Here is a 23,918-nt window from a genome sequence, read left to right on the forward strand (position 1 = left end):
CCGATCATGTGGGTACATTACGGCGGGTGTTGTCCGTTACGTGGAGATGCCTCCGCCCGATCGGATCGGTAATGTGAAACCCGATGACCAGCATGGAAGCCCACTTCGGTGACGCTGCCCGGGCGGTGCCGCTGCCCAACCCGTGGAATCTGAACGCCTATCTCGCCGATGTCGCCGCGCACCGGACTCGCTCACTGTCCCTGCGGCCGGTGCCGGGCGAACTGCTCGCCGAGAACGGTTGTCGCGGTAAGGGACTGTGGGTCGCCCGCAAATTCGACGACATCATCGTCTACGACGCGGACGCCACCGAGCGCAACGCGGACCACATCATCCTGCACGAGGTCGGCCATATGCTGCTCGGGCACGCGGACCTCGACGGGGAACCGCCGCGGGTGCGGCTACCACCGGCCCTCGCCGCACTGCTGCCCGCGCTGACGGGCCAACATGTGCTCGGCCGCGCGGAATTCGGCGCGGAATTCGAGCAGGAGGCCGAGGTCTTCGCGGATATGACCATGGTCTACGCGACCCTGCCGCGCAAGCAGGGCCGCGGTTTCCGCCTCTTCGGCCGCGGCCGCCGGTAGCGGATTCAGCGGCTGTCGGGCACCCGGCAGGTTCCCGCGCGCAGTCCGTCCACCAGATCCTGGTAGCTGTCGGCGACCGCGCTCACCCGCGACCACGCCTCGTCGGTCGGGGTATCGCGCGGGTGCACGACCGGGCGATGGGTGCGCGAGACCAATTCGGCGAGCCGGTCGACGATCCGGCCGACGGTCTGGTCGTAGGTGCCGACCTGGTCGTAGGGCACCGGCGTGACCAGCGTGATCCACCGGTCGACGGCCCGAACCAACTGTGTGCGGCGCCGATCCAGTTTCGCCACGTCGAACCGCGGCGCCCGCTCCCGGATCTCGTGCAGTTGGGCGAGTTCGCCCGCCGCGTCCAACATCGGATGATTGTCGTGCGGCAGGCCACGGCAGGCCGCGAGGATCATCTCCTTACCGGGCAACATCCATTTGTCGTGCACATGCGCCGCCGCCTTGTCTGTCACAGCGTTCGGCCGCACGGCGCGTGGTCTCACCGCGTTCGGTTCCACAGCGTTGCGCTTCATACCATTCAGCCGCCTGTCCATCGGCCTTCCATCCAGCCCCGAAATTCTCTCTCGAGCCGCGGCTCGGATAGGGCCGAAACGATGCGGACAAGTTGGTCGTCCCCCCTGTCCGCCCCGTCCCCGAGCCCCAGGAGTGCGCGTCGCGACCGAAACTCCGGCGTTGCGGCTATGCTGTCGCGCGTGGTCGAACCTCAACCGCCCATCGCCGTGCACCCCGATATCGCGCCGCTGGCATCACTGCTCGGCATCTGGCGCGGAGCCGGGCACGGCGAATATCCGACCATCGATGCCTTCGACTACGTGGAAGAGGTTCGATTCGGCCATCTCGGCCGCCCATTCCTCACCTATCGCCAGCGCACCCGCGCCGCCGACGGGGGACGGCCCATGCACGCCGAGACCGGCTATCTGCGCAGTCCGCGCCCCCGCCATGTCGAACTGATACTGGCCCACCCCACCGGGATCACCGAAATCTGCGAGGGCGAACTGACCGTCACCGAGGACGAACTGCGGATGGAATTCGACTCGACCAGCATCGGCCGCACCTGCACCGCGAAGGCCGTCACCGCGCTGAGCCGGTCCTTCAGCCTCGTCGGCGACACACTCGACTACTCGCTGCGCATGGCCGCGATGGGCCAACCGCTCACCCATCACCTCGCCGCAGGCTTGCACCGCGCCTGAATCCGCGGGCGCGGATTCAGTACCCGGGCGGGAGCGCGGCGAGCATGTCGCGGGTCACGGCCACCGCGTTATCGGAACTCCCGCCCTTGACCAGCAGAGTCGCGAAGGCCATATCCCCGCGGTATCCGACGAACCAGGAATGTGATCCGCCCTCGACCTCGGCCTCACCCGTCTTGCCGTACACCTCGCCCTGATCGATGATGCGCTCGGCGGTGCCGCCCGTCACCACTAGGCGCATCATCATTCGCAGGCCGTCGATGATCCGCGGTTCGATCGGCGGGCGCGCGCCGTCGATCACCGTGGGGCGACCGGCGATGAGATAGGGCACCGGCGCGGAACCGGAGGCGATGGTCGCGGCCATCACCGCCATACCGAACGGACTCACCACCACCTTGCCCTGGCCGATGCCGTCCTCGGTGCGCTGCACCAGGTCGTCGGCGGGCGGCACCGAACCCGAGGCGATCGGCAGACCCGCCAGCGCATATCCGGGTCCGACACCGAATTTCGCGGCGGTGTCGTGCAGGGCGTCACCGGGCAGATCCGCGGCCAACCGCGCGAAGGAGGTATTGCAGGAGCGTTCGTAGGCGGTGGACATCGGCACATCGCCGACCGAGAACAGGTTGTAGTTCGGAATCGTGCGCTCGCCGATGACGATTCGGCTCGGACACGGCATGATCGTGTCCGGGGTCGCGAGTCCGGCGGACATGGCCGCCGCGGCGGTCACGGTCTTGAACACCGACCCGGGTGGATACTGCCCGATGGTCGCCACCGGGCCGTCGCGGTCCGCGGCCCGGTTCTGCGCTACCGCGAGTATCGCGCCGGTGGACGGTCTCAACACCACCATCATGGTCTGATCCGACGGCCCGTCCACCGCGCGCTGCGCTGCCGACTGCACGAAACGGTCGATACTCAGCGCGAACGACGGAGCCGGCTGCGACGGCACCTCTTGCAGCACATCGGTGTCGACGCCATTGGAATTGACGGTCACCACACTCCAGCCCGCCTTGCCGTCCACCTCCGCGATCACCGTCTTGCGGACCTGGGTCATCAGATCGGGCGCGAAGTCGCGGTCGGTGGGCACCAGATCCCACTCCTGGGTCAACCGGACACCCGATAGGCCCAGGATTTCCGCGCTGACCTGGTCGAATTCGAGTTCGCTCAGCAGCGCGACGGTATAGGCGCCACCGGCGGCACGCGCCGCCCGGAGAATGAAATCCGGGGTAAGTCGCTTGTCGAAGCGCAGCAGCGCCGCGGACAGCGCGGCGGCCACCGCATTCGGGTCCGCGGCCCGGGCGACGGTGAAATCCACCCGGGTCACCTTGCCGGGCACCAGCACGTCACTGCCCGAGGACTCGTTCACCCGGGCGCGCGGCGCGGGATTCGAACGCAGCACCATTTTCTGGGTGTCGCCGAGTTTGGGATGGATGTCGGAGGAGGTCCAGCGCACCACCCAGCGACCTTCGCTGCGGCCCATCTGCAACTGACCGGTGTAGCGCCAGAGCCGGTCCTTGGGCAGCTTCCATTCATAGGTGTAGTCGACGGTCGCGGTGTCGCCGGAGACCCGCGCCGCGCCGGAGACGGCGCCGAGTTCCTCGGCCTGCAATTCGCTCCACGCGGATTCCAGTGCGGTGACGGCCTTCTCGGGCACGGTGGTCAACCGCGCCGCGCGCTCGAGGTCGCGGGCGGCGAAGGCGGCGAGAAAGGCGTCGGCGGCGGGCACCGGCCCCTGCGAGCCCACCGAGCAACCCGCCGCGGCCAGGGTCAGCGCACACACCACGGATGGGACGAACATTCGCATCGACATCGGCACCGATGGTAACGGCCAACGGCGGGCAAACGGCGGAATCGGCCGCCTCGCGCCATGATTCAGTCGAGCAGAATCGTCGCGAACGTCGCGATCTGCCGAAATCCGACGCGCGCGTAAGCTCGTCGCGCCACCCGGTTGTAGTCGTTGACGTACAGGCTCGCGGTGCGGCCGGAGACCACCACCGCGTTCGCGATGGCCGCCGTGCCCGCGGTGCCGAGCCCTCGACCGCGGTGCTCGGGATGCACCCAGACGCCCTGGATCTGCCCGGTCCGCCGCGACAGCGCGCCGACCTCGGCCTTGAACACCACTTCCCCGTCGTCGAAGCGGGCCCACGCGCGACCGGATTCGATCAGGCTCTGGATGCGCCGCCGATAGGCCCGCCCGCCGTCACCCGCGCGCGGATCCACCCCGACCTCCTCGATGAACATGGATATCGCGGCGGTCAGATACCGCTCGAGTTCATCGGGACGCGCGCGCCGCACCTGAGGATCGAGGGTCGCCCTCGGCGTCTCCGCCAGGGCGAGCAGCGGCTGTTCGCCGCGCATCTCCCGTGGCGGGCCCCAGCGGTGGGCGAGCATATCCCACAGCGGCAGCGCCAGCTCCCGCCTGCCCACCACCGACGAGCACACCCGCGGCCACCGCACGGCCCGTTCGGCGAAGGCGCGCAGCGCGTCATTGTCCCCGCGCAGGGGGACCAGATTGGCGCCGGAGAAGCACAGCGAATCCGCGGGACCGCCGCGGCTCCACAGTTCGCCGGTGCCCGCGCGCGCGTCGAGACCGTACTCCTGCAATCGGGCCGCGATCATGCACGAGGCCACCGGATCGGTGTCCAGTACACGGAGGACCTGTACCAGGTCCTTGTTCGCGAGCTGACGCGCGGGCGCGATCCTCGCCCGGCGCGGTTCCAGCAGACTCCGCACATCGACAGCCTGCCACGAAAAGCAACGCCGCGGTATGTGCATACGGAAAAGATCACCCCACGGCGCGCCCGACGGCGCGCTCGCGGTGACTATCCGACGGTGACGACGGGTTCGCCGGAGGCCTCGCCCATCTCCTCGGCGATCCGCAGTGCCTCCTCGATGAGGGTCTCCACGATCTGCGCCTCCGGCACGGTCTTGACGACCTCCCCCTTGACGAAGATCTGGCCCTTGCCGTTGCCGGAGGCGACACCCAGATCGGCCTCCCTGGCCTCACCCGGCCCGTTCACCACGCAACCCATGACGGCCACCCGCAGCGGGACCTCCATCCCCTCGAGTCCGGCCGAGACCTGGTCGGCGAGGGTGTACACGTCGACCTGCGCGCGTCCGCAGGACGGGCACGACACGATCTCGAGCTTGCGCGGGCGTAGATTCAGCGACTGGAGGATCTGGCCGCCGACCTTGACCTCCTCGGCGGGCGGCGCGGACAGCGAAACCCGGATGGTGTCGCCGATGCCCTCGCTGAGCAGGGCGCCGAACGCCACCGCCGACTTGATCGTGCCCTGGAAGGCCGGACCCGCCTCGGTGACGCCGAGGTGCAGCGGATAGTCCGACTGGGCGGCGAGTTGGCGATATGCCTCCACCATGATCACCGGATCGTTGTGCTTGACCGAGATCTTGATGTCGCCGAAGCCGTGTTCCTCGAACAGGCTCGCCTCCCACAGCGCCGACTCGACCAGCGCCTCCGGGGTGGCCTTGCCGTACTTCTGCATCATCCGCTTGTCGAGCGATCCGGCGTTCACGCCGATGCGGATCGGAATGCCCGCGGCGCCCGCGGCCTTGGCGACCTCGCCGACGCGGCCGTCGAACTCCTTGATGTTGCCCGGGTTCACGCGCACCGCGGCACACCCCGCGTCGATCGCGGCGAAGATGTAGCGCGGCTGGAAGTGGATGTCGGCGATGACCGGGATCTGCGATTTGCGGGCGATCGTGGCCAGCGCGTCGGCGTCCTCCTGACGCGGGCAGGCGACGCGCACGATATCGCAGCCCGACGCCGTCAGCTCGGCGATCTGCTGAAGGGTCGCGTTGACGTCGTGGGTCTTCGTGGTCGTCATGGACTGCACGGAGATCGGGTGCTCGCTGCCGACTCCGACATTGCCCACCATCAGTTGACGGGTCTTGCGCCGGGGAGCGAGAACGGCCGACGGCGCGGTCGGCATCCCCAATCCGATTGTGCTGGTCACTGTCGGCTGCCTACTTTCCTGCGGTCTGAGCGTGCCGTTCGCCCGCCAAGCTTAGTCGCGTCGTCGACGGCGGTGCCGGGCGACCACGATGACAGCGTCGCTGACAGCGGGATGTCCCCCGATTGCCCACCGCGAACCGGTCTCGACAGCAACCCGATGGGGTACGAGCGCGCCGTCAGAACAGTTTGATCGGGTTCATGATGTCGGCGGCGAGAGTCAGCACCATGTACGCGCCGCCGATCACGACCGCCACATAGGTCACCGGCAACAGCTTGAGATAGTCCACCGGAGCGCCCGGCGGCAGACCGCGTCGCCCGCGCAGCACATTGCGGGCCTTCTCGTAGAGCACGACCGCGATATGGCCACCGTCCAGCGGCAGCAGCGGCAGCAGGTTGAAGGCGCCGAGGAAGAAGTTCAGGCTGGCCAGCACCACGATGAAGACGTTCCACAGCCCGCGTTCGGCGCTCTCGCCGCCGATCTTGCTCGCGCCGTACACGCTCACCGGGGTCTCGGGATCGCGCTCACCGCCGGTGACCGCGGTCCACAGCGCCGACACCTTCTGCGGCATCTGCGCCAGCGCCTGGAAGGTCCGCACGAACATGTCACCGGTGAACGCGGCCGAGGCCGGGATCGCGGCCAACACGCCGTACTGCACCGGCTCGTATACCTCCGCGCCGACGCCGACCGCGCTGACCTCCTTGCCGGATCCGCCGCCTTCGGGGTAGCGCATGACGCGCACCGGTTCGACGGGGACGGTGAGGGTCCGGCCGTCGCGGCGCAAGGTGTAGGTGAACGGCCCGGTCTGCTTCTGGGTCTCGGACTGGAACTGCTTCCAACTCTCCACCGGCACGCCGTTGACCGCGGTGACCACGTCGCCGCGCTGTAGACCGGCCCGCTGCGCCGGTCCGTCGCCCGTGCACGGCTGCACCGAGCCGTCCGGATTCTGTTGCGGCACACAGCCCATCGCGCCAAGCGCGGTGGCGGGCGGCTGATCCAGGCGCGGCAGACCCCAGCCGACGGCCAGCACCACCACGAGGATGAATCCGAGCAGGAAGTTCATCGCGATACCGCCGGACATCACCAGCAGCCGCTTCCAGGTCTCCTGCCGGTACATGGCGCGGTCCAGGTCCTCCGGCTCGAGTTCGTCGAGCGCGGTCATTCCGGCGATATCGCAGAAACCGCCGAGCGGCAGCGCCTTGAGCCCGTATTCGGTCTCACCGCGCCGGAAGGAGAACACCTTCGGGCCGAAGCCGACGAAGTAGCGGCGTACCTTCATCCCGGTCGCCTGCGCGGCCCACATGTGCCCGCATTCGTGCAGCGCCACCGAGATCGTGATGCCGAGGGCGAACAACGCGAAACCCAACGCGAACACCATTGATGTACAGCCCTCCTGCGTGACGCGGCTCGCCTCTCACCTCGGCCGTCGGATCGGCCGGGATCGTCCGGTGCCCGCCGCCAACGGCCCGCGCGCACCCGACCACAGTAACCGCAGGCCGCGGCGGCCCTCACGCCAAGTGTGCCAGGCCGGATCGCACCGCGCGTCGATACGGAAACCGCCCGCGGGTTTCAGGACCGGACGAGACCGCGGGCGTAGTCGCGGGCCCAGCTGTCCGCGGCAAGCACGTCGGCGAGGTCATCGGGTTCGCGCTCCCATTGCCCGGCCGCGTCCACCGCGCGCGCCACCGTCCGCACGATCTGCGGGAACTTGATCCTGCCGTCCAGGAATGCCTGCACCGCGACCTCGTTGGCCGCGTTGTAGACCGCCGTGACACTGCCACCCGCGTTCCCCGCCCGGCGGGCCAGTTCGACCGCGGGGAACACCTCGTCGTCCACCGGTTCGAAGGTCCAGGTCGACGCGGTGCCGAAATCGCAGGCCGCGGCGGCGCCAGGGACCCGGTCCGGCCAGCCGAGCGCCAGCGCGATCGGCAGCTTCATATCCGGCGGGCTGGCCTGGGCCAGGGTGGAACCGTCGGTGAAGGTGACCATGGAATGCACGATCGACTGCGGATGCACCGTGACGTCGATGCGGTCGTACGGAATGCCGAACAGCAGATGCGTCTCGATCAGCTCCAGCCCCTTGTTCACCAGCGAGGCCGAGTTCAGCGTGTTCATGGGCCCCATCGACCAGGTCGGATGGGTTTTCGCCTCGGCCGGATTCACCGACTCGAGCATTTCGGAGGTCCAGCCGCGGAACGGGCCGCCCGAGGCGGTGAGGACCAATCGGTCGACTTCCTCGGCACGACCGCCGCGCAGACATTGCGCCAGCGCGGAATGTTCGGAATCCACCGGCACGATCTGTCCGGGCGCGGCGGCGCGGGTCACCAGCGAGCCGCCCGCGACCAGTGACTCCTTGTTGGCCAGCGCCAGCCGAGTGCCCGCGTTAAGGGTCGCCAGCGTCGGCTCCAGGCCGAGCGAGCCCACCAGCGCGTTCAGTACGACATCCGCGTCGGTCCGGCGCACCAATTCGGTCACCGCGTCGGGGCCGCCGAGTTCCAGATCCAGGGCGCGCGCGGCGGCCGGATCGGCGACCGCGACATTGCGGGTGCCCGTCGCCGCCATCTGCGCCGCCAGCAACTCGACGTTGCCGCCGCGCGCAGCCAACCCGACCACCCGGAACCGGTCGGGATTGGCCGCGATCACCTCGAGCGCTTGGGTTCCAATGGATCCGGTGCTGCCGAGCAGCAGGACTCTCACGATGTCGGACACGGCCCCATTGTGGCAGGGCCACTGGCTACGACGGACGGTCGTATGCCACGATATCCGGGAACCACCCCGGAATTCGGGCTCACCCCGAAACTCGAGCTAAGGAGCGATCGTGGCCGCCACGGAACTCGAACCCGCCAACACCGAGCGCGCCGTCGTCACTCACGTCGATACGGCCGAGGTTCCGTCCGCGGCATGGGGCTGGAGCGGCGAATCGCCGCGCACCTTCAGGATCGCGGCCATCGTCGTCGCGCTCATCCTGGTCGCCATGACCATCGGCAACCACAAGGGCAGGGTCGAGGACCTCTACCTGGTCGGTTTCGCCCTCGCTCTCGTCGGCGCCGTCGTCTACGACTGGATCTACCGCCGCAAGCCCCGCTGACCCACTCGCACCGTACCGAAGCGACGTATCGCCTCAGCGACCACGCCGCTTGGTCGGCTTCTTCGTCGAATGCCGTCCCGCGGCAGGCTTTTTCGCCGCCGTGCGGGAATTCGGCGGACGCGCGGGTTCGACGCGACGCACGTCGGCGCGCGAACTGCGCTCGGAGCGGCCGCGCACGACGCCGATGAAATCCTGCACCGCCCCGGTGGTCCGCTCGGCGGGCCACGCCAGGGCGATCTCGGTATCCGGCGCGTCGGTGACCGGCCGGTAGACCAGGTCGCGACGGGCGTACAGCCGCGCGATCGAATGCGGTACCACGGCGTGACCGACGCCGGCCGCGACCATTTCCAGGGTCACCGCGGCATCGTCGACGGCGTGGCCCTCCTGCATGCGTTCCTCGGCCAGGTCGGCCGTGGTGACCTGCTCGAATACCGAGATCGGGTGATCCTTGGGCACCACGACCACCGGCACCTCCCTATACAGCGGAATGACACTGAGCCCGTCCCGCTCGATCGGCAGCCGCACGAAGCACATGTCCACCCGACCCTCGCGCAGAGCCGCGAGCTGGTCCGCGGCGGGCACCGGCAGCACGTCGAGCGGAACGGCCGGGAATCGCTCACCCCAGATCCGGGTCCATTTGGATACGGTGACACCCGGCACGAAACCGATCCGCAGCGCGTGACCGCCCTCGGTATCGGATTCGACGGCCGATGCCTCGGCCGCGGCGATCAATTCCGGCGCGCGGGCGAGCAATTCGGCCCCGTCCTCGGTGAGCCGAGTCGGCTGCGCGCCGGGAACGAACAGTTTCGTCCCCAATTCCGCTTCAAGTTCGATCACCATACGGCTGAGCCGCTGCCGGGAGATTCGCAGCGAGGCCGCCGCCCGCGCGAAGTGCAATTCCTCGGCAACCGCCGTGAACCAGCGCAGACGGGTGGCGTCGATCGACTCGAACCGGCTCATTGGTCCAAGATTAGCCGCCTCGCCCGCGGCCCGGTCCCCCGCACGGTTTTCGTCGCGACCCGGGCAGTCCCGTAGACTCGGCCGGTGAGCCAGGAACGGAAACCGCAGACCATGAAGCCGCTGACGGCGGCGAACAAGCTCGGCATCTATCTCCCGGCGACTCCCCCGGAATTCCGCGAATCCTCCATCACCCGTGAAGAATTGGCGACACTGCGCACCGATCCGCCCGCCTGGTTGATCGAACTGCACCGCACCGGCCCCTTCCCCCGCGATGTGGTGGCCCGCAAACTCGGCATCTCCAACAGCGGCCTTTCCCGTGCCGGGATCTCCGACGCGCTCACCGCCGACGAGATCGACGCTCTGCTCGCCGATCCCCCGGCCTGGCTGCTGCGCGAACGCGAATCCTATGCCGCGGTCCGCGCCGAGAACGAACGCGTCAAAACCAAGGAAGCCGAACGCCGCGCCGCCACCAACCGCCCCGCCAAGAATCGCGGCTGATCCCGCTCAGTTCTCCGCCGCGAGCTGACCGCACGCGGCCGCGATCTCCTGGCCGCGGGTATCGCGGACCGTGCACGGCACGCCCTGGGCGTTCACGCGGCGCACGAATTCCCGTTCGACCGGTTTCGGGCTGGCATCCCATTCGCTGCCCGGAGTGGGGTTCAGCGGAATGACATTGACGTGCACGCGCGAGCCGAGCGCCTTGTGCAATTTCGCGCCGAGCATGTCCGCGCGCCAGGGCTGATCATTGATATCGCGGATCAGCGCGTATTCCACGGATACGCGACGACCGGTGGTATCGGCGTAATAGCGGGCGGCGTCGAGCACCTCGGCGACCGGCCAGCGATTGTTGACCGGTACGAGGGTGTCGCGCAATTCGTCGTCGGGGGTGTGCAGCGAGACGGCCAGGGTCACCGACAAGCCCTCGTCGGCGAGTTTGCGAATGGCCGGGGCCAAGCCGACGGTGGAGACCACGACATTGCGCTGGGAGATTCCGAGGCCGTCCGGCGGCGGCGCGGTGATGCGGCGCACGGCGTTCACCACGCGCTTGTAGTTCGCCAGTGGCTCACCCATCCCCATGAACACGATATTGGACAGTCGACCAGGCCCGCCCGCGACCTCACCGTCGCGCAGGGCAGCCGCAGCGGCGCGAACCTGGTCGACTATCTCGGCGGTGGAGAGATTGCGATTCAGTCCGCCCTGACCGGTCGCACAGAACGGACAGGCCATACCGCAGCCCGCCTGACTCGAGATGCACAGCGTATTGCGGTCGGCGTAGCGCATGAGCACGCTCTCGAGCAGGGTGCCGTCACCGGCACGCCACAGCGTTTTACGGGTTTCCCCCGCATCGCAGGCCACATGTTTGACCACCGAAAGCAGCGGCGGAAACAGCGCCTCGCCGACCTTGGCACGCACCGGAGCGGGCAGATCGGTCATCAGCTCCGCATCGGACTCGAGCCGGGCGTAGTACTGCCGGGCGATCTGATCGGCGCGGAACTTGGGCAGACCGAGTTCGGTGACCGCCGCTCTACGCTCGTCCGCGTCGAGGTCGGCGAGATGCCGAGGCGGCATACCGCGGCGGGGAGCGTCGAAGACAAGGGGCAGCGAGACGGTCATAGTCGCTCCATTCTCGCATTCGCCCGGCCCGGCGCGTACTCCGCCCGGAATCGGGTACCGCGAGAACGCGACGAGGTCGGCCCGCGACCCACGACATGGATTCCGAGACGGCACGCGATACGTGCCCTGGTAACAGCGGTCGGAGATGATGCAATGATGTCCACGAATGCCGGAGATATGCCCGGGGGCACCGAACCGATCGAGCCGCGGCCAACGCCGCCAACGCAGCCGACGACGCCCGTACGGCCGTCACCGCCCGTCACGGCCAAGCGCAGGCGTACCTCGATTTCCTCCCGCACCGGCTACGCGTGGTCGGGTCTGGTCGCGGGCGCGCTCATCCTCGTGGTCCTGCTGATCTTCATCCTCCAGAACCTTCAGAGCATCCGGCTGAGCCTGTTCTTCTGGGAGTTCAACCTCCCGATCGGTGTCGCCATCCTGCTGTCGGTGATCGCGGGCGCACTGGTCATGGCCCTGGTCGGCGGCCTGCGCATCATCCAACTGCGCCGCGCCGCCAAGCATTGACGCACACGTCAGAGCAGGGTCGACAACACCAGCCAGGACACGAACGCCGAGGGCAGCATCGAATCGAGCCGGTCCATGATGCCGCCGTGCCCGGGCAGCAGCGTCCCCATGTCCTTGATGCCGAGTTCGCGCTTGATCTGCGATTCGATCAGATCGCCCACCGTGGCCACCAGCACGAGGCCGACGCCGAGCACAACGCCGATCATGGAATTCGCCTGCAACAACAGGGTCACCGTGAGCAGACCGCCGATGACGCTGAACAGCAGCGACCCGCAGAAACCCTCCCAGGACTTCTTCGGGCTGATCGAAGGCACCATCGGATGTTTGCCGAACAGCACGCCCGCGACATAGCCGCCCACATCCGAGCACACGACCAGGATCATGAAGGTGAGCACCCGCAGATTGCCATCGGGTTCGAGCAGCAGCAGCGTCGCGAACGAGGCGAGCAGCGGAATCCAGGCGAGGGTGAAGATGGCGATGGCGGTATCGCGTAGGAAATTGCGCGGCGCGGTGCGCAGGCCGTGGTCGAACAGTCGCCAGACCATGCATACCAACGCGGTCGCCGCGAACGCGCCCGCCACACCGCTGGCCCCGCACGGCCAGCCCAGCCAGAACACGGCCTGACCGCCGACGATCAACGGAATGCGCGGCACGAGCACGTCGGCCTCGCGCAATCGCTTGGCGACCTCCCAGGTGGCCACGCCGACGGCGGTGCCCGCCACCGCGATGAACACCTTCGGCACGAAAAGCAGGATCAGGATGAGCGAGACCCCGAGTCCGAAGCCGACGGCGAGCGCGGCGGGCAGATTACGGCCCGCGCGCGAACCGGAGGCGGGGGGCGCGGGGGCGGCGGGGGTCGGGACGGACTCCGATAGCGGCGGTGCGGACGCGGCGGCCGATTCGCTCGACCGCGTCCCGCGTTCCCCGGTCGGGTGCCCGGCACTCGTCGCCCCGCCGATATACCCGGACGGCGGTTCGGATGTGCCGTTGGCCGGCATCGGCTCATCGGCCGCACCGGTCGCGGCGGCTTTCTCGGCCACGATTGTCCCGTCGCTCAACTCGTCGTTCCGTTCGATCCCCCGCCCTGGCGGATCTTCGGCGTCACGCTGGACGCCTCAGACCTCGAGCAGTTCAGTTTCCTTGTGCTTGACCAATTCGTCGATCTGGCCGACGTATTTGGCGGTGGTCTTGTCGAGCTCCTTCTCGGCGCGCCCGACCTCGTCCTCACCCGCCTCGCCATCTTTCTGGATGCGCGACAATTCGTCCATCGCCTTGCGGCGGACATTGCGAATCGCGACCTTCGCGTCCTCACCCTTGCCCTTGGCCTGCTTGGCCAGTTCACGACGCCGCTCCTCGGTGAGCTGCGGCACCGAGATGCGGATGATGTCACCGTTGTTGGTGGGGTTCACGCCGAGATCCGAATTGCGGATCGCGGTCTCGATCGGGCCGAGCTGCGCCTGCTCGTACGGCTTGATGACCACCATGCGCGGCTCGGGCACGGTGATGCTCGACATTTGGGTGATCGGAGTCGGCGACCCGTAGTAGTCGACGACGACCCGGGAGAACATGCCGGGATTGGCCCGGCCGGTCCGGATGGTCCCGAGATCGTCCTTCGCCACCGAGACGGCTTTCTCCATCTTCTCCTCGGCATCGAAGAGGGCTTCATCAATCACGACCGTTCCTCCACAGCGTCGTCATCGTCATGATCCGCGGGTCGCGGGGTCAGGACCGTACCAGTGTGCCGATATTCTCACCGGCGACCGCTCGGGCGATATTGCCCTTCGTCAAGAGATTGAACACCAGCATGGGCATCTGGTTGTCCATACACAGACTGAAGGCGGTGGCATCGGCCACCTTCAGACCGCGTTCGATCACCTCCTTGTGGGTGACCTCGGTGTACATGGTCGCACTGGGATCCACCTTGGGGTCCGCGGTGAACACACCGTCGACCGCCTTGGCCATCAGCACCACATCCGCCCCGATCTCGAGGGCGCGCTGGGCGGCGGTGGTGTCGGTGGAGAAGTAGGGCATGCCCATACCCGCGCCGAAGATGACCACCCGACCCTTCTCGAGGTGACGCTTGGCACGCAACGGCAGATACGGTTCGGCGACCTGGCCCATCGTGATGGCCGTCTGCACCCGGGTGTCCACGCCCTGCTTCTGCAAGAAGTCTTGCAGCGCAAGGCTGTTCATCACGGTGCCGAGCATGCCCATGTAGTCCGACCGGGCCCGGTCCATGCCGCGTTCCTCGAGTTCGGCGCCGCGGAAGAAATTGCCGCCGCCGATCACCACCGCCACCTGGATGCCGTCGGCGACCACTTCGGCGATCTGTTCGGCGACGGTCTGCACGACATCGGGATCGAGGCCGACGCTGCCGCCGCCGAACATCTCTCCACCCAATTTCAGAAGCACGCGGCGATATCCTGGACGTTCGGTCCCGGGTTCCGGCATCGTGCTCGTCTCCTTCGGCTGTAACGGTCTTGTCGGCAACGGTCAAATGGTCTTGTCGACTCGGCGGATCATCAGGCAAAGCGGATACGTCTGCGATCGGCGCAACACAAGGCGCACCTATCCTGCCCTATGCGGCTTCCGGCGGTGCAGAAGGCCCCCTCGGGCGGCGCCGGTCGATACGCGGGCGGGCGGTGCGATCGCATGGCCGAACGCGGTCGGGCGGCGGCCGTGTCCAAGATAGCGGAAAGGCCCCGGATCCAACGAATTCCGTTGGATCCGGGGCCTTTTCAACGCGATGATCAGGCCTGGCCGACCTCGAAGCGGGCGAAGCGGGTCACGGTGACACCGGCCTCGTCCAACAGGGCCTTGACCGTCTTCTTCGAATCGGTGACCGACGGCTGCTCGAGCAGCACGACGTCCTTGAAGAAGCCGTTGACGCGGCCCTCGGTGATCTTCGGCAGCGCGGCCTCGGGCTTGCCCTCTTCACGCGCGGTCTGCTCGGCGATGCGGCGCTCGTTCTCCACGATGTCGGCGGGTACCTCGTCGCGGGTCACGTACTTGGCCTTGAGCGCGGCGACCTGCATGGCGGCGCCACGCGCGGCCTCGGCGGCGGCCTCGCCCGCACCGGTGTACTCGATCAGCACGCCGACGGCGGGGGGCAGATCGGTGGCACGCTTGTGCAGGTAGGTCGCGACCGGGTTGTCGAAGGCGACCACGCGGCGAAGTTCGAGCTTCTCGCCGATCTTGGCGGCCAGCGCCTGCAGCGCGGCGTCGACGGTGGAACCGCCCAGCGCCAGCGCCTTCAGCTCCTCCAGATCGGCGGGCTTGGCGGTGGCCGCCGCGGCCACGATCTGGTCGGCCAGCGCCTGGAACTCGGCGTTCTTGGCGACGAAGTCGGTCTCGGAGTTGATCTCGACCATGACGCCGTTCTCGGCCGCGACCAGGCCCTCGGCGGTGGCGCGCTCGGCGCGCTTGCCGACGTCCTTGGCGCCCTTGATGCGCAGCACCTCGACGGCCTTGTCGAAATCGCCGTCGGTCTCGGCCAACGCGTTCTTGCAGTCCATCATTCCGGAGCCGGTCAGCTCCCGGAGCCGCTTCACATCGGCGGCGGTGTAGTTCGCCATCGGTGGCGAGCCTCCTTCGAGAAAAGGGTGCGGCGGGCGGCGACTGTACCGCCCGAACGGTCCTGAGTACCGGTCAGCGGTGATCACGAGGGCACGCCATCGTGATCACCGCCGGAACAGTGTCTGAATACGGCGGTCGGACTCAGGCGTCGGCCGGAGTCTCGGCCGGGGTCTCGACTGCGGCTTCGGCGGCCGGGGCGGCCTGCGCGAGCAGTTCCTGCTCCCACTCCGCCAGCGGCTCGCCCGCGCCCGCCTCGGGCTTGTCGTCGCCCGCGGACACACCCGCGCGCGCCTGCACGCCCTCGGCCACCGCGGAGGCGACGACCTTGGTGAGCAGGGCGGCCGACCGGATCGCGTCGTCGTTGCCCGGGATCGGGTAGTCGACCAGATCGGGATCGCAGTTGGTGTCGAGGATCGCGATGACCGGGATGTTCAACTTGCGCGCCTCGCCGACGGCGATGTGCTCCTTGTTGGTGTCGACAACCCAGATGGCCGAGGGCACCTTGGCCATGTCCCGGATACCGCCGAGGGTGCGCTCCAGCTTGTTCATCTCACGCGTGAGCATGAGGATTTCCTTCTTGGTGCGACCCTCGAAACCGCCGGTCTGCTCCATCGCCTCGAGTTCCTTGAGACGTTGCAGACGCTTGTGCACGGTGGAGAAGTTGGTGAGCATGCCACCCAGCCAGCGCTGGTTGACGTAGGGCATCCCGACGCGGGTCGCCTCGGCCGCGATCGACTCCTGCGCCTGCTTCTTGGTGCCGACGAAGAGAACGGTGCCACCGTGGGCGACGGTCTCCTTGACGAACTCGTAGGCTTTGTCGATGTAGGTCAGCGTCTGCTGCAGGTCGATGATGTAGATGCCGTTGCGGTCGGTGAAGATGAACCGCTTCATCTTCGGGTTCCAGCGCCGGGTCTGGTGTCCGAAGTGCGCGCCGCTGTCGAGCAGCTGCTTCATGGTTACGACAGCCATGGCTCTCGTATCTCTCTTTCGTAGCCGGTTGACGCAGCGAATCGGCGATCCGCTGCCCTGGCGCCTCCGAACCGCCGGACCCGACCGTATGAGGACGGGACCAGCCGGCGATTCCCTGCGTCGTCGGCCGCCGCGAACGATCTCGAGAACGAGGTCGGATTCGAACAGCATCGGACGAACAAGCACGGGTGGCGCGCGAAGTCGGTCGGTGTCGGCACAGAGACCACTGCCGGCACGGACCGCTCGATCAGTTTACGGCGTGCCGGGGCCGCTACCGAAATCGCCCGTACCGAAATGCCCTGAACAGCGGAAACACGTGAACTCCGCAGGGTGGGCGAGTGGAGCGGTGGGCATTCACATTCGCCGATTCCATCCACAATCGGGCAATCGTGTCCCCAACGCGGGATTCCGGGGTCGAAGCTCGCTGTATGAGAACCGTATCGGTGACAGTCACCGCGCTAGTTCCGCTGGTATTCGCACTCTCGCTGGTCATGGCGCAACGCGCGGCCGCGGCTCCCCCGTCGTGGTCCGCGGATTCGTGCGGCGGGTCTGCCTGCGTGCCGAACCGATGGCGTCACCCCGCGCCCGGCATCGTGCCGTCACCCGCTCCCGGTGTGCGCGCCAGCGAGCTTCCTTGGCGCGCGCCGGTGCTCCGGTGCGAGTGGGATCGGTCCTGATTCGCGCGCCCCGGTCGGCCGGTGCGCCGATCCCGCGGTGGCCGGTCGTAGTCGGGCTCGCGCTGTCGGTGCTGGCCGGGCAGACTTCCGCGGCGCGAACCGGCGGCGAGTTCGACTGGCCTTTGCGGCCGCGCCCGGCGATAGCCCGCCCCTTCGACGGACCGGAGAAGGACTGGCTGCCCGGACATCGCGGCGTCGACCTGGCGGGCACACCCGGACAGGACGTACTGGCGGCCGGAGTCGGGCTCGTGGTGTTCGCCGGCGATGTCGCGGGCAGACCGGTGATCTCCATCGACCATTCGGGCGGGCTGCGCACGACATACGAACCGGTGCGCGCGGAGGTCACGGTGGGCAGCCGGGTCGGGCGCGGAACTCGAATCGGCACGCTGGCGGTGGGACACGAAGGGTGCGCCGCCGCGGCCTGTCTGCACTGGGGACTGCGGCGGGACGCCCGCGCTCGCCCCCGGTATCTCGACCCACTCGCCCTCCTGCGTCTCTCACCACTGCGACTGAAACCGATCGAGTCGACATGAGACGAATTCCGCACCAGGGAAAGGGATTTCGCATGGACATCGCCAATGGCCACGTGCGGTCGGATGCAGCGGCGCGCTGGACTCCGGCGGTCGAGCCGCCGTCCGCGGCGCACTGTGCGGCGCGGAATTCGGATGCGCCGCGCACGTGCCGAGGGGGCGATCGGGTGAAGATCGGAGTATGCGCAACGACGACGCGGCACTCACCTACCCCGAGATCGGAGCGACCGAGGGCGACATGCCCGCGGCGTTCTCCCGGCCGGGAAAGTGGTACGTGCGACTCGGCGACCCGGCGGTGCGACTTCTCCAGCGCTTCATCGCGGGCCGCTACATCGCCGCACTTCCTACCGGCTGACCGACCACGAACCCGATCGTGGCCGGCTCGTCACAGACCGAGGCGGCGTCAGGCGCGGTTCTCGGTGTCGACAGGGAGACGACGGCCGACTATGGCCTCGGCGCAGTCGGCCAGGGACAGGTTGCGCCGTCGGGCTTCGGCTCGGAGCCAGGCGTAGCCGTCGGCGGTGCCCGCCGCGCGATGGGTGATCACCATGCCTGCGGCTTCGTGGATGAGGGTGCTGGTGGGCGGGGGTGCGGAGTTCGCGGAAACCAGGTGGGCGGCGATGAGATCGGCGACCTGCTGGGCCATGTCGGGCAGCGGCGGGGACCACTCCCCCGGGGTCTCGCGGTACAGGTCGAGGGTGCCCAATCGAGCGGCGCCGACGCGCAGTGGCACGGACAGCAGTGCGCCCGCGGCGGACCGGTGATTCAGCGCGGCGGCGAAAAGCGGCCAACGGTCGGCGGCGCGCAGATCGGTCACCTCGACCGGCGCCCCGATGGCGACCACGTCGAATGCCGGGCCCACACCCGCGCCCGCCTGCGCGGATTCGATATCGCCGGTTCGGTCGTCGCTCGCCGCCCACGGCTGCACGCCGAGATGCGGTTCATCGATGAGGACGGCCGCGCTGTCGACGGGCAGCGCCTGCGCGCAGATATCGCAGACCACCAACAGGTCGCCGCCGCCCAAGCGCAGCGCCGAGCGGACCCGCTCGGTCACGAGTTCGAACTGTGCCACGTCCATTCCGAAACCGCCTGTCGACGACAGATTCCGAGATCGCTCGGAAATCGCCAGGATAGCGAATTCGCGCGCCGTGGCCCAGAACCGCACGGGAAGCCGCGGTCGGCGGCGGTGGCGACCGCGACCCGGTGCCCGGCCAGACACGCCGCGGCTTCGGCGCGCACACCCTCCGCTCGAACCTGGCGGACCCGTATCGCGTGGTCGCGGAATCCGTTCGGCAGGCCCCGGTGGCGCCCTTCACGGGGTGACGATCGCGAAATCCGGATCGGGTGCGTCGAGCACGTGGACCAGATCCGCCAGACTCACGGGATCGCCCTCGATTCCGATATCCCCGGCCGCGACGGCGACGCCGAAATCGGCGCCGCCGAGCAGCACCCGAATGAGGGTGGCCCTGGTCAGGGTGAACTCGGCATCGGGATCGGGCAGCTTCACCCCGTCCAACCGGTCGTAGTGGACGAGTACGCCATTGCGCAGTTCGGCCCGGTGCACGCGATCCTCGTCGGTGATGACCCAGTCGGTGACCAGATGGTGCGCCCACGCCTTCGGGCCGTCGATCCGAAGGGCGAGGGCGTCGAAGATCTGCTCGGTGCGCAGGGCCGCGAGCACGGTGGGCGCCTCGGGTGCGGTCGGGGTGCCGAATCGGCCGTAGCGCAATTCGTAGGCGCCGCTCAGATAGAAATTGCGCCAGGTAGCGTTCTCGGATCCGTAGCCGAGTTGTTCGAAGGTGCTGGCCTGCAATTGTTTCGCCTCGTCGTTGTCGGGATCGGCGAAGATGACGTAATTGACCACCTGGGCCACCCAGCGATAATCCCCCTCGGCATAGGACGTCCGCGCCTTGCGCAGCACCTCCTGGACGCCGCCCATGAATTCCACGTGCCGCCGGGCGGATTCGACGGGCGGATGCTCCCACAGATGCGCGGGATTCCCGTCGAACCAGCCCATATAGCGCTGGTAGACGGCTTTCACATTGTGGCTCACCGAGCCGTAGTAGCCGCGGGCGTGCCAGACTTCCTCGACGGCGGGCGGCAGCGTCAACTGCTCGGCGATCTCCGGGCCGACATATCCCTGGTTGAGCAGCCGCAGCGTCTGATCGTGCAGGTAGGCGTAGAGGTCGCGTTGCAGCGACAAGTACTCGACCAGACGCTCGGTGCCCCAGGTCGGCCAGTGGTGGGAGGCGAAGACCACATCGCAGTCGCGGGCGAACAGATTGATCGATTCGGTGAGGTATTTCGCCCACATATGCGGGTCGCGGACCAGCGCGCCCCGCAGTGTGAGCAGATTGTGCAAGGTATGCGTCGCATTCTCCGCCATACACAGCGCGCGGTGATCGGGCAGGTGGATGTTCATTTCCGCGGGCGCTTCGGTGCCCGGGGTGAGTTGGAAGACCATCCGCACGCCGTCGACGATTTCGACCTGACCGGTTTCGGTGATATCGCGCGTCGGGGGAATCAGCGTGACGGTGCCCACCGAGGTGGTCTGCCCCAGTCCGGAACCGACCTGCCCCAACGGACCGCGCGGTAGCACCGCACCGTACATATACGCCGCACGGCGGGCCATGGCGGTACCCGCGTAGACGTTCTCGGCCACCGCGTGCTCCAGGAATCCCGCGGGCGCCAAGACCGGGCACCGGCCCGCTTCGGTCACGCCGAGCGCTCCGCCGAAATGGTCCACGTGCGAATGCGTGTAGACGACTCCGGTGACCGGGCGGTCGCCGCGATGCTCCCGATACAGCGCGAGTCCGGCCGCCGCGGTCTCGGCGGAGATGAGCGGATCGAGGACGACCACGCCCGAATCCCCCTCGATCAGTGTCATATTCGACAAATCGAGGCCGCGAATCTGATAGATGCCCTCGGTGACCTCGAACAATCCTTGTTCACCGACCAGTCCGCATTGCCGCCAGAGTCCGGGATGCACCGAATCCGGGCACGGTTCGCGCAGGAATCCGTAGGAGTCGTTGTCCCACACGACCGTTCCGTCGGCGGTGGTCACCACACCCGGTTCGAGCGCGGCGACGAATCCGCGCCGTACGTCGTCCGCGTCGGATGTCTCCGCGAAGGGCAGATCGGCGGCCGCGCGCCGCTGGGCCGCGACGACGAATTCGCTCGGGTCGGTCGCTGTGCTCATATCCATCCTCCTGTACTCGGCCGATATGCTCGCTGCGCCTGCCATCAGATAGTGGGATCCGTGAACTCCAGTACGGCCGCCAGGACGGAGACCGCCACGACCGCCAGTGCCGTCGATGCGATCACCGCCCGCCCGTGGCCGTGCTTACCACGCCGCAGGGTGCGGTTGCGCTCGAAGCAGAGCAGTCCGACGGCGATCATGGTGATCGCCGCGGCCAGTGGGGTGATCCGCGCCTCGGAGCCGCCGCGGACCGCGGCGTGGTGCAGCAACAGCAGCGCCACCCCCATCGAGCCGATCGCGGTGCGCCGCCACGCCAGGGCGGTGCGCTCGGTGGCCAACCCGACGTCGGCGGTCACAGCAGCAGCACCGCCGCGCACGCCAGCACCGACACCACCGTGATGCCCACCGACAGGATCGGCACCAGCACCGTGCCCGGCAGCGGCGCCCCGCTGTGCATGGCCGCTCTGATTCGTCGCCAGTGCAGATAGGCGCCGATCGCGACGATCACCGCGAGTACCAGACAGCTCATGGAAATCGCCCGGCGCAGGCCCGCCATGTGGAAGGGCTGCACCAAGGTCTCGACCGCGACGCCGCCCGCGAGCAGACCGAGCGAGGTCCGCATCCAGGCCAGAAATGTCCGTTCGTTGGCCAAGGTGAAGCGGTAGTCGATCTCCGCCTCACCGTCGTCGGATTCCGCGTCCGGGGTCGGCAACGTCACGCCGACTCGCCCCCGGCCACCGGCATACTCCGTGAGCTGACAATCGATCCGTCGCCGCGTGGCAGGTCGCCCGTCGGCCGTGGCGGGCGCGGCGGCGTGGGTTCCGCCCTCGGGTAGCCTGTGGTTTCTCCGTGCCGCCGGGTGGCCGCGATATGCGGTCGCCATCCACGTGCGGGGTCGCCGTGTCGCCAGGTCACGGTCGATGCGGTCGAATGGGCCGCGCCGAAAGTCGAAGCCGCCACAAAATAGCCGACTACTCGAGGGGGAGGCGGGGCGGCCACGGATGACCCACTGGTTCCGGTGCGGCGCCCGGTCGAGCGGGAACGCGATTCGCGCACTTCGGAGGGCCGGCACGCACGCAGGTCGCGATCCTTCGGGTGCACGGATACCTCCCCGTCCCTGTGTGGCTTCGTGGTGGTAAGCAAACAAACCGCTACGTCAGCCTAACCGGAGCGCCGAATAGCGTCCACGACCGACGCCGGGTGATACCGACCCGATACCCGTTCCGTCGGCGTCCTGGCACGCCGGCGGAAATCATTGACGCGCAGCCGAATACGTGCCGCGGACGTCTCAGACGGGGACGGCGTCCTGGAAGGTCATGACGAGGCGGTCCACGGTGGAGGTCATCGGTGCGCGGGTCGGCAGACCGAGTTCGGCGAGTTCGGCGGCGATCGGGTGGTCGCCGAGCCGCAATTCGGCGCCGCCGAGACGGGTGCGCATCCCCGCGGGGGCCATCTCCCATGTCGTGCAACGGGTCACCCCGTCGATATGGGAGTAGGCGTCGAAGGAGGTGCCCGCGCCACGGCCGCCCGGCATGGAGAAACCCGGCCGCACCGCGAGATCGACGATGAGCGAATCGTCCTTACGCAGCGCGCCGCGACGGACGTTGCCCTCGTAGTCCATGTCGAAGTCGGCGATCATCTTCGGGAAACCCCAGATGCCGCGGCCCGCGGCGAGGGTGAAATCGCCGTCCACCGGCAGCTGATGGATGAAGACCCCCGCCTTGCCCGTTGCGAGTGCCCGTAGGTCGGACAGTCCACCGGTGGATTCGGCGCTGTGGTGGCGCACCATGAACGAGACCCCGAACTCGTTGTAGGGGCCGAGGTCGCCGTCGATGTAGTCGACGAAGACGAGAGTGCACAACGCGCGATCGCGTGGCAGTCGCAGAACCCGCAGACCCGAATAGTCGACGAGGCGCTGGGCGGCCGCGGCGGGCACGCGATAGGTCGCCATGAACGCCCGCGCCTGCCGTATGCGCACCGGCATCCTGACTTCTCGACCGAGAACGGTGTGCGTGCTCATCCGTATACACCCTCCTGAAACTAGAACTTGTTACAGAATACGAGTTCACCGGACTCCGCACCCGGGGTTCGGCGAGGTCGTTCAGGCGCGGGGGTGCGCTCGGTCGTGCACCGAGCGGAGTCGTTCGATGGAGACGTGCGTATAGAGCTGGGTGGTGGCCATACTGGCGTGGCCGAGCAGCTCCTGCACCACACGCAGGTCCGCGCCACCCTCGAGCAGGTGGGTGGCCGCACTGTGCCGCAGGCCGTGCGGCCCCAGATCCGGTGTGCCAGGGATCGCCGAGACGACCTCGTGCACAACCGTTCTGGCCTGCCGCTGGTCGAGTCGGCGGCCGCGACGCCCGAGCAACAGCGCCCGCCCCGACTCCGCGGTCGCGAACGACGGCCGTCCGAACCGCAGCCACGCCTGCACCGCCTCGTCGGCTGGTGCGCCGAACGGCGCCGACCGCTCCTTGTTCCCCTTGCCCAGCACCCGGACCAGTCGCCGCTCCCGGTCGACGTCGTCGATATCGAGCCCGCACAACTCCCCGACCCGAATACCGGTCGCGTACAGCATTTCGACGATGAGCCGATCCCGCAGCGCCATCGGATCGCGCTGCGCAGCCCCCGACCGCGCCGCCTCCATCGCCTCGACCGCCTGGCCCGTCCCCAGCACCGCGGGCAGCACACGATGTGCGGCGGGCGCGCCGAGCCGCAATCCCGGATCGACGGACAGCCGCCCTGACCCGGTCAACCAGGCGGTGAAGGTACGCGCCGACGAAGCCCTTCGCGCCATGGTCGTGCGCGCGGCCCCGTTCGCGGCCTGCGCCGCCAACCAGGACCGCAACAGCGCCAGATCCAACTCCCGCACCGCCGAATCCGCCGACCGCGCGTACAGATGCGCCAACAGCGACCGCGCGTCCCCCACATAGGCGCGCACGGTGTGCGCCGAACGATTCCGCCCGAGCCGCAGATGACGCCCGTACTCCGTCACCAACGCGCTCAAATCCTCCGGCAGTTCCTCCACCCCACCACCGTCG

At 68.2% G+C, this 23,918-nt stretch carries 26 protein-coding genes; 7 read left to right on the top strand and 19 right to left on the bottom strand.

What is annotated here, in order from left to right:
* Positions 1-83 precede the first annotated feature (83 nt).
* Positions 84-581, top strand: coding sequence for a hypothetical protein (locus tag APZ21_RS17155; RefSeq protein ID WP_054814273.1), 498 nt, complete (start codon positions 84-86; stop codon positions 579-581).
* Positions 582-586: 5 nt separating this feature from the next.
* Here the strand turns inward: APZ21_RS17155 and APZ21_RS17160 are convergent, their stop codons facing one another.
* Positions 587-1,042 (bottom strand): hypothetical protein, encoded by a 456-nt coding sequence (locus APZ21_RS17160; RefSeq protein WP_239476671.1) that lies wholly within the window; start codon positions 1,040-1,042, stop codon positions 587-589.
* 228 nt (positions 1,043-1,270) lie between these two features.
* Here APZ21_RS17160 and APZ21_RS17165 point away from each other — a divergent pair, with 228 nt between their 5' ends.
* Positions 1,271-1,780, top strand: coding sequence for a peroxynitrite isomerase (locus APZ21_RS17165; RefSeq protein WP_054814274.1), 510 nt, complete (start codon positions 1,271-1,273; stop codon positions 1,778-1,780).
* Positions 1,781-1,796: 16 nt separating this feature from the next.
* On the opposite strand, the gene APZ21_RS17170 is transcribed toward APZ21_RS17165, so the two are convergent.
* From APZ21_RS17170 to dxr, 5 genes are all read right to left on the bottom strand, one after another.
* Positions 1,797-3,584, bottom strand: coding sequence for a penicillin-binding transpeptidase domain-containing protein (locus tag APZ21_RS17170; protein ID WP_054814275.1), 1,788 nt, complete (start codon positions 3,582-3,584; stop codon positions 1,797-1,799).
* Between the two features lie 62 nt (positions 3,585-3,646).
* Positions 3,647-4,507: a GNAT family N-acetyltransferase gene (locus tag APZ21_RS17175; protein ID WP_239476672.1), complete on the bottom strand. Its 861-nt coding sequence runs from the start codon at positions 4,505-4,507 to the stop codon at positions 3,647-3,649.
* 89 nt (positions 4,508-4,596) lie between these two features.
* Positions 4,597-5,748, bottom strand: a complete 1,152-nt coding sequence (gene ispG / locus APZ21_RS17180) for a flavodoxin-dependent (E)-4-hydroxy-3-methylbut-2-enyl-diphosphate synthase (protein WP_054814276.1) — start codon at positions 5,746-5,748, stop codon at positions 4,597-4,599.
* Positions 5,749-5,923: 175 nt separating this feature from the next.
* Positions 5,924-7,123 carry a M50 family metallopeptidase gene (locus APZ21_RS17185; RefSeq protein WP_054814277.1) on the bottom strand — a complete coding sequence of 400 codons (1,200 nt, stop codon included), beginning with the start codon at positions 7,121-7,123 and terminating at the stop codon, positions 5,924-5,926.
* Between the two features lie 191 nt (positions 7,124-7,314).
* Complete coding sequence (gene dxr, locus APZ21_RS17190) at positions 7,315-8,454, bottom strand: 1-deoxy-D-xylulose-5-phosphate reductoisomerase (protein WP_054814278.1); 1,140 nt, start codon at positions 8,452-8,454, stop codon at positions 7,315-7,317.
* Between the two features lie 109 nt (positions 8,455-8,563).
* Between dxr and APZ21_RS17195 the strand changes: the two genes are divergently transcribed.
* Entirely contained in the window at positions 8,564-8,833 is a 270-nt protein-coding gene (locus tag APZ21_RS17195) for a DUF2631 domain-containing protein (protein ID WP_054814279.1), read from the top strand.
* Positions 8,834-8,866: 33 nt separating this feature from the next.
* On the opposite strand, the gene APZ21_RS17200 is transcribed toward APZ21_RS17195, so the two are convergent.
* The gene (locus tag APZ21_RS17200; protein WP_054814280.1) at positions 8,867-9,793 is read right to left on the bottom strand and encodes a LysR family transcriptional regulator; all 927 of its coding nucleotides are present in this window, start codon (positions 9,791-9,793) and stop codon (positions 8,867-8,869) included.
* An 84-nt stretch (positions 9,794-9,877) separates the two neighbouring features.
* Between APZ21_RS17200 and APZ21_RS17205 the strand changes: the two genes are divergently transcribed.
* Positions 9,878-10,291 carry a DUF5997 family protein gene (locus APZ21_RS17205; RefSeq protein WP_054814281.1) on the top strand — a complete coding sequence of 138 codons (414 nt, stop codon included), beginning with the start codon at positions 9,878-9,880 and terminating at the stop codon, positions 10,289-10,291.
* A 6-nt stretch (positions 10,292-10,297) separates the two neighbouring features.
* On the opposite strand, the gene rlmN is transcribed toward APZ21_RS17205, so the two are convergent.
* Complete coding sequence (rlmN, locus tag APZ21_RS17210; protein WP_054814282.1) at positions 10,298-11,407, bottom strand: dual-specificity RNA methyltransferase RlmN; 1,110 nt, start codon at positions 11,405-11,407, stop codon at positions 10,298-10,300.
* 156 nt (positions 11,408-11,563) lie between these two features.
* On the opposite strand from rlmN, the gene APZ21_RS17215 reads away from it, so the two are divergent.
* Complete coding sequence (locus APZ21_RS17215) at positions 11,564-11,929, top strand: LapA family protein (protein WP_054814439.1); 366 nt, start codon at positions 11,564-11,566, stop codon at positions 11,927-11,929.
* Positions 11,930-11,937: 8 nt separating this feature from the next.
* Here the strand turns inward: APZ21_RS17215 and APZ21_RS17220 are convergent, their stop codons facing one another.
* The 5 genes from APZ21_RS17220 to rpsB form a co-directional block, all read right to left on the bottom strand.
* Positions 11,938-12,888 carry a phosphatidate cytidylyltransferase gene (locus APZ21_RS17220; protein ID WP_082393202.1) on the bottom strand — a complete coding sequence of 317 codons (951 nt, stop codon included), beginning with the start codon at positions 12,886-12,888 and terminating at the stop codon, positions 11,938-11,940.
* Positions 12,889-13,044: 156 nt separating this feature from the next.
* Entirely contained in the window at positions 13,045-13,602 is a 558-nt protein-coding gene (frr, locus tag APZ21_RS17225) for a ribosome recycling factor (RefSeq protein ID WP_054814284.1), read from the bottom strand.
* A 49-nt stretch (positions 13,603-13,651) separates the two neighbouring features.
* A complete protein-coding gene (gene pyrH, locus APZ21_RS17230; RefSeq protein WP_054814285.1) occupies positions 13,652-14,380 on the bottom strand; it encodes a UMP kinase in 729 nt (242 codons plus the stop codon).
* Between the two features lie 299 nt (positions 14,381-14,679).
* The gene (gene tsf, locus APZ21_RS17235; protein WP_054814286.1) at positions 14,680-15,504 is read right to left on the bottom strand and encodes a translation elongation factor Ts; all 825 of its coding nucleotides are present in this window, start codon (positions 15,502-15,504) and stop codon (positions 14,680-14,682) included.
* 142 nt (positions 15,505-15,646) lie between these two features.
* Entirely contained in the window at positions 15,647-16,474 is an 828-nt protein-coding gene (gene rpsB, locus APZ21_RS17240; protein WP_054814287.1) for a 30S ribosomal protein S2, read from the bottom strand.
* Positions 16,475-17,135: 661 nt separating this feature from the next.
* On the opposite strand from rpsB, the gene APZ21_RS17245 reads away from it, so the two are divergent.
* Together APZ21_RS17245 and APZ21_RS33070 are read left to right on the top strand one after the other, a co-directional pair.
* Positions 17,136-17,684, top strand: coding sequence for a M23 family metallopeptidase (locus APZ21_RS17245; RefSeq protein WP_371852291.1), 549 nt, complete (start codon positions 17,136-17,138; stop codon positions 17,682-17,684).
* Between the two features lie 178 nt (positions 17,685-17,862).
* On the top strand, positions 17,863-18,036 hold the full coding sequence (locus APZ21_RS33070; protein WP_082393180.1) for a DUF1990 family protein: 174 nt from the start codon (positions 17,863-17,865) through the stop codon (positions 18,034-18,036).
* Between the two features lie 48 nt (positions 18,037-18,084).
* Here APZ21_RS33070 and APZ21_RS17250 read toward each other — a convergent pair whose 3' ends face one another.
* From APZ21_RS17250 to APZ21_RS17275, 6 genes are all read right to left on the bottom strand, one after another.
* Positions 18,085-18,759 carry a GAF and ANTAR domain-containing protein gene (locus tag APZ21_RS17250; protein ID WP_156371128.1) on the bottom strand — a complete coding sequence of 225 codons (675 nt, stop codon included), beginning with the start codon at positions 18,757-18,759 and terminating at the stop codon, positions 18,085-18,087.
* Between the two features lie 234 nt (positions 18,760-18,993).
* Positions 18,994-20,880: an alkyl/aryl-sulfatase gene (locus tag APZ21_RS17255; protein ID WP_054814441.1), complete on the bottom strand. Its 1,887-nt coding sequence runs from the start codon at positions 20,878-20,880 to the stop codon at positions 18,994-18,996.
* 44 nt (positions 20,881-20,924) lie between these two features.
* Positions 20,925-21,236 carry a DUF202 domain-containing protein gene (locus tag APZ21_RS17260; RefSeq protein WP_054814289.1) on the bottom strand — a complete coding sequence of 104 codons (312 nt, stop codon included), beginning with the start codon at positions 21,234-21,236 and terminating at the stop codon, positions 20,925-20,927.
* Positions 21,233-21,598 (bottom strand): YidH family protein, encoded by a 366-nt coding sequence (locus tag APZ21_RS17265; protein ID WP_054814290.1) that lies wholly within the window; start codon positions 21,596-21,598, stop codon positions 21,233-21,235. Before APZ21_RS17265 ends, APZ21_RS17260 begins: the two co-directional genes overlap by 4 nt.
* 570 nt (positions 21,599-22,168) lie before the next feature.
* Complete coding sequence (locus APZ21_RS17270) at positions 22,169-22,900, bottom strand: acetoacetate decarboxylase family protein (RefSeq protein WP_054814291.1); 732 nt, start codon at positions 22,898-22,900, stop codon at positions 22,169-22,171.
* An 81-nt stretch (positions 22,901-22,981) separates the two neighbouring features.
* Positions 22,982-23,905, bottom strand: a complete 924-nt coding sequence (locus tag APZ21_RS17275; RefSeq protein WP_054814292.1) for a tyrosine recombinase XerC — start codon at positions 23,903-23,905, stop codon at positions 22,982-22,984.
* Positions 23,906-23,918: the final 13 nt, after the last annotated feature.

The sequence above is a fragment of the Nocardia arizonensis genome (genome assembly GCF_001310275.1).
GTDB classification, from domain to species: Bacteria; Actinomycetota; Actinomycetes; order Mycobacteriales; family Mycobacteriaceae; genus Nocardia; species Nocardia arizonensis.

What these genes read in the sequence shown, in the direction of transcription:
- APZ21_RS17155 (WP_054814273.1), top strand. Translation starts at nt 84, where the DNA reads ATGACCAGCATGGAAGCCCACTTCGGTGACGCTGCCCGGGCGGTGCCG.
- APZ21_RS17165 (WP_054814274.1), top strand. Translation starts at nt 1,271, where the DNA reads ATGCTGTCGCGCGTGGTCGAACCTCAACCGCCCATCGCCGTGCACCCC.
- APZ21_RS17170 (WP_054814275.1), bottom strand. Translation starts at nt 3,584, where the DNA reads ATGTCGATGCGAATGTTCGTCCCATCCGTGGTGTGTGCGCTGACCCTG.
- APZ21_RS17185 (WP_054814277.1), bottom strand. Translation starts at nt 7,123, where the DNA reads ATGGTGTTCGCGTTGGGTTTCGCGTTGTTCGCCCTCGGCATCACGATC.
- APZ21_RS17200 (WP_054814280.1), bottom strand. Translation starts at nt 9,793, where the DNA reads ATGAGCCGGTTCGAGTCGATCGACGCCACCCGTCTGCGCTGGTTCACG.
- rlmN (WP_054814282.1), bottom strand. Translation starts at nt 11,407, where the DNA reads ATGACCGTCTCGCTGCCCCTTGTCTTCGACGCTCCCCGCCGCGGTATG.
- APZ21_RS17215 (WP_054814439.1), top strand. Translation starts at nt 11,564, where the DNA reads ATGTCCACGAATGCCGGAGATATGCCCGGGGGCACCGAACCGATCGAG.
- pyrH (WP_054814285.1), bottom strand. Translation starts at nt 14,380, where the DNA reads ATGCCGGAACCCGGGACCGAACGTCCAGGATATCGCCGCGTGCTTCTG.
- tsf (WP_054814286.1), bottom strand. Translation starts at nt 15,504, where the DNA reads ATGGCGAACTACACCGCCGCCGATGTGAAGCGGCTCCGGGAGCTGACC.
- rpsB (WP_054814287.1), bottom strand. Translation starts at nt 16,474, where the DNA reads ATGGCTGTCGTAACCATGAAGCAGCTGCTCGACAGCGGCGCGCACTTC.
- APZ21_RS33070 (WP_082393180.1), top strand. Translation starts at nt 17,863, where the DNA reads ATGCGCAACGACGACGCGGCACTCACCTACCCCGAGATCGGAGCGACC.
- APZ21_RS17250 (WP_156371128.1), bottom strand. Translation starts at nt 18,759, where the DNA reads ATGGACGTGGCACAGTTCGAACTCGTGACCGAGCGGGTCCGCTCGGCG.
- APZ21_RS17255 (WP_054814441.1), bottom strand. Translation starts at nt 20,880, where the DNA reads ATGAGCACAGCGACCGACCCGAGCGAATTCGTCGTCGCGGCCCAGCGG.
- APZ21_RS17270 (WP_054814291.1), bottom strand. Translation starts at nt 22,900, where the DNA reads ATGAGCACGCACACCGTTCTCGGTCGAGAAGTCAGGATGCCGGTGCGC.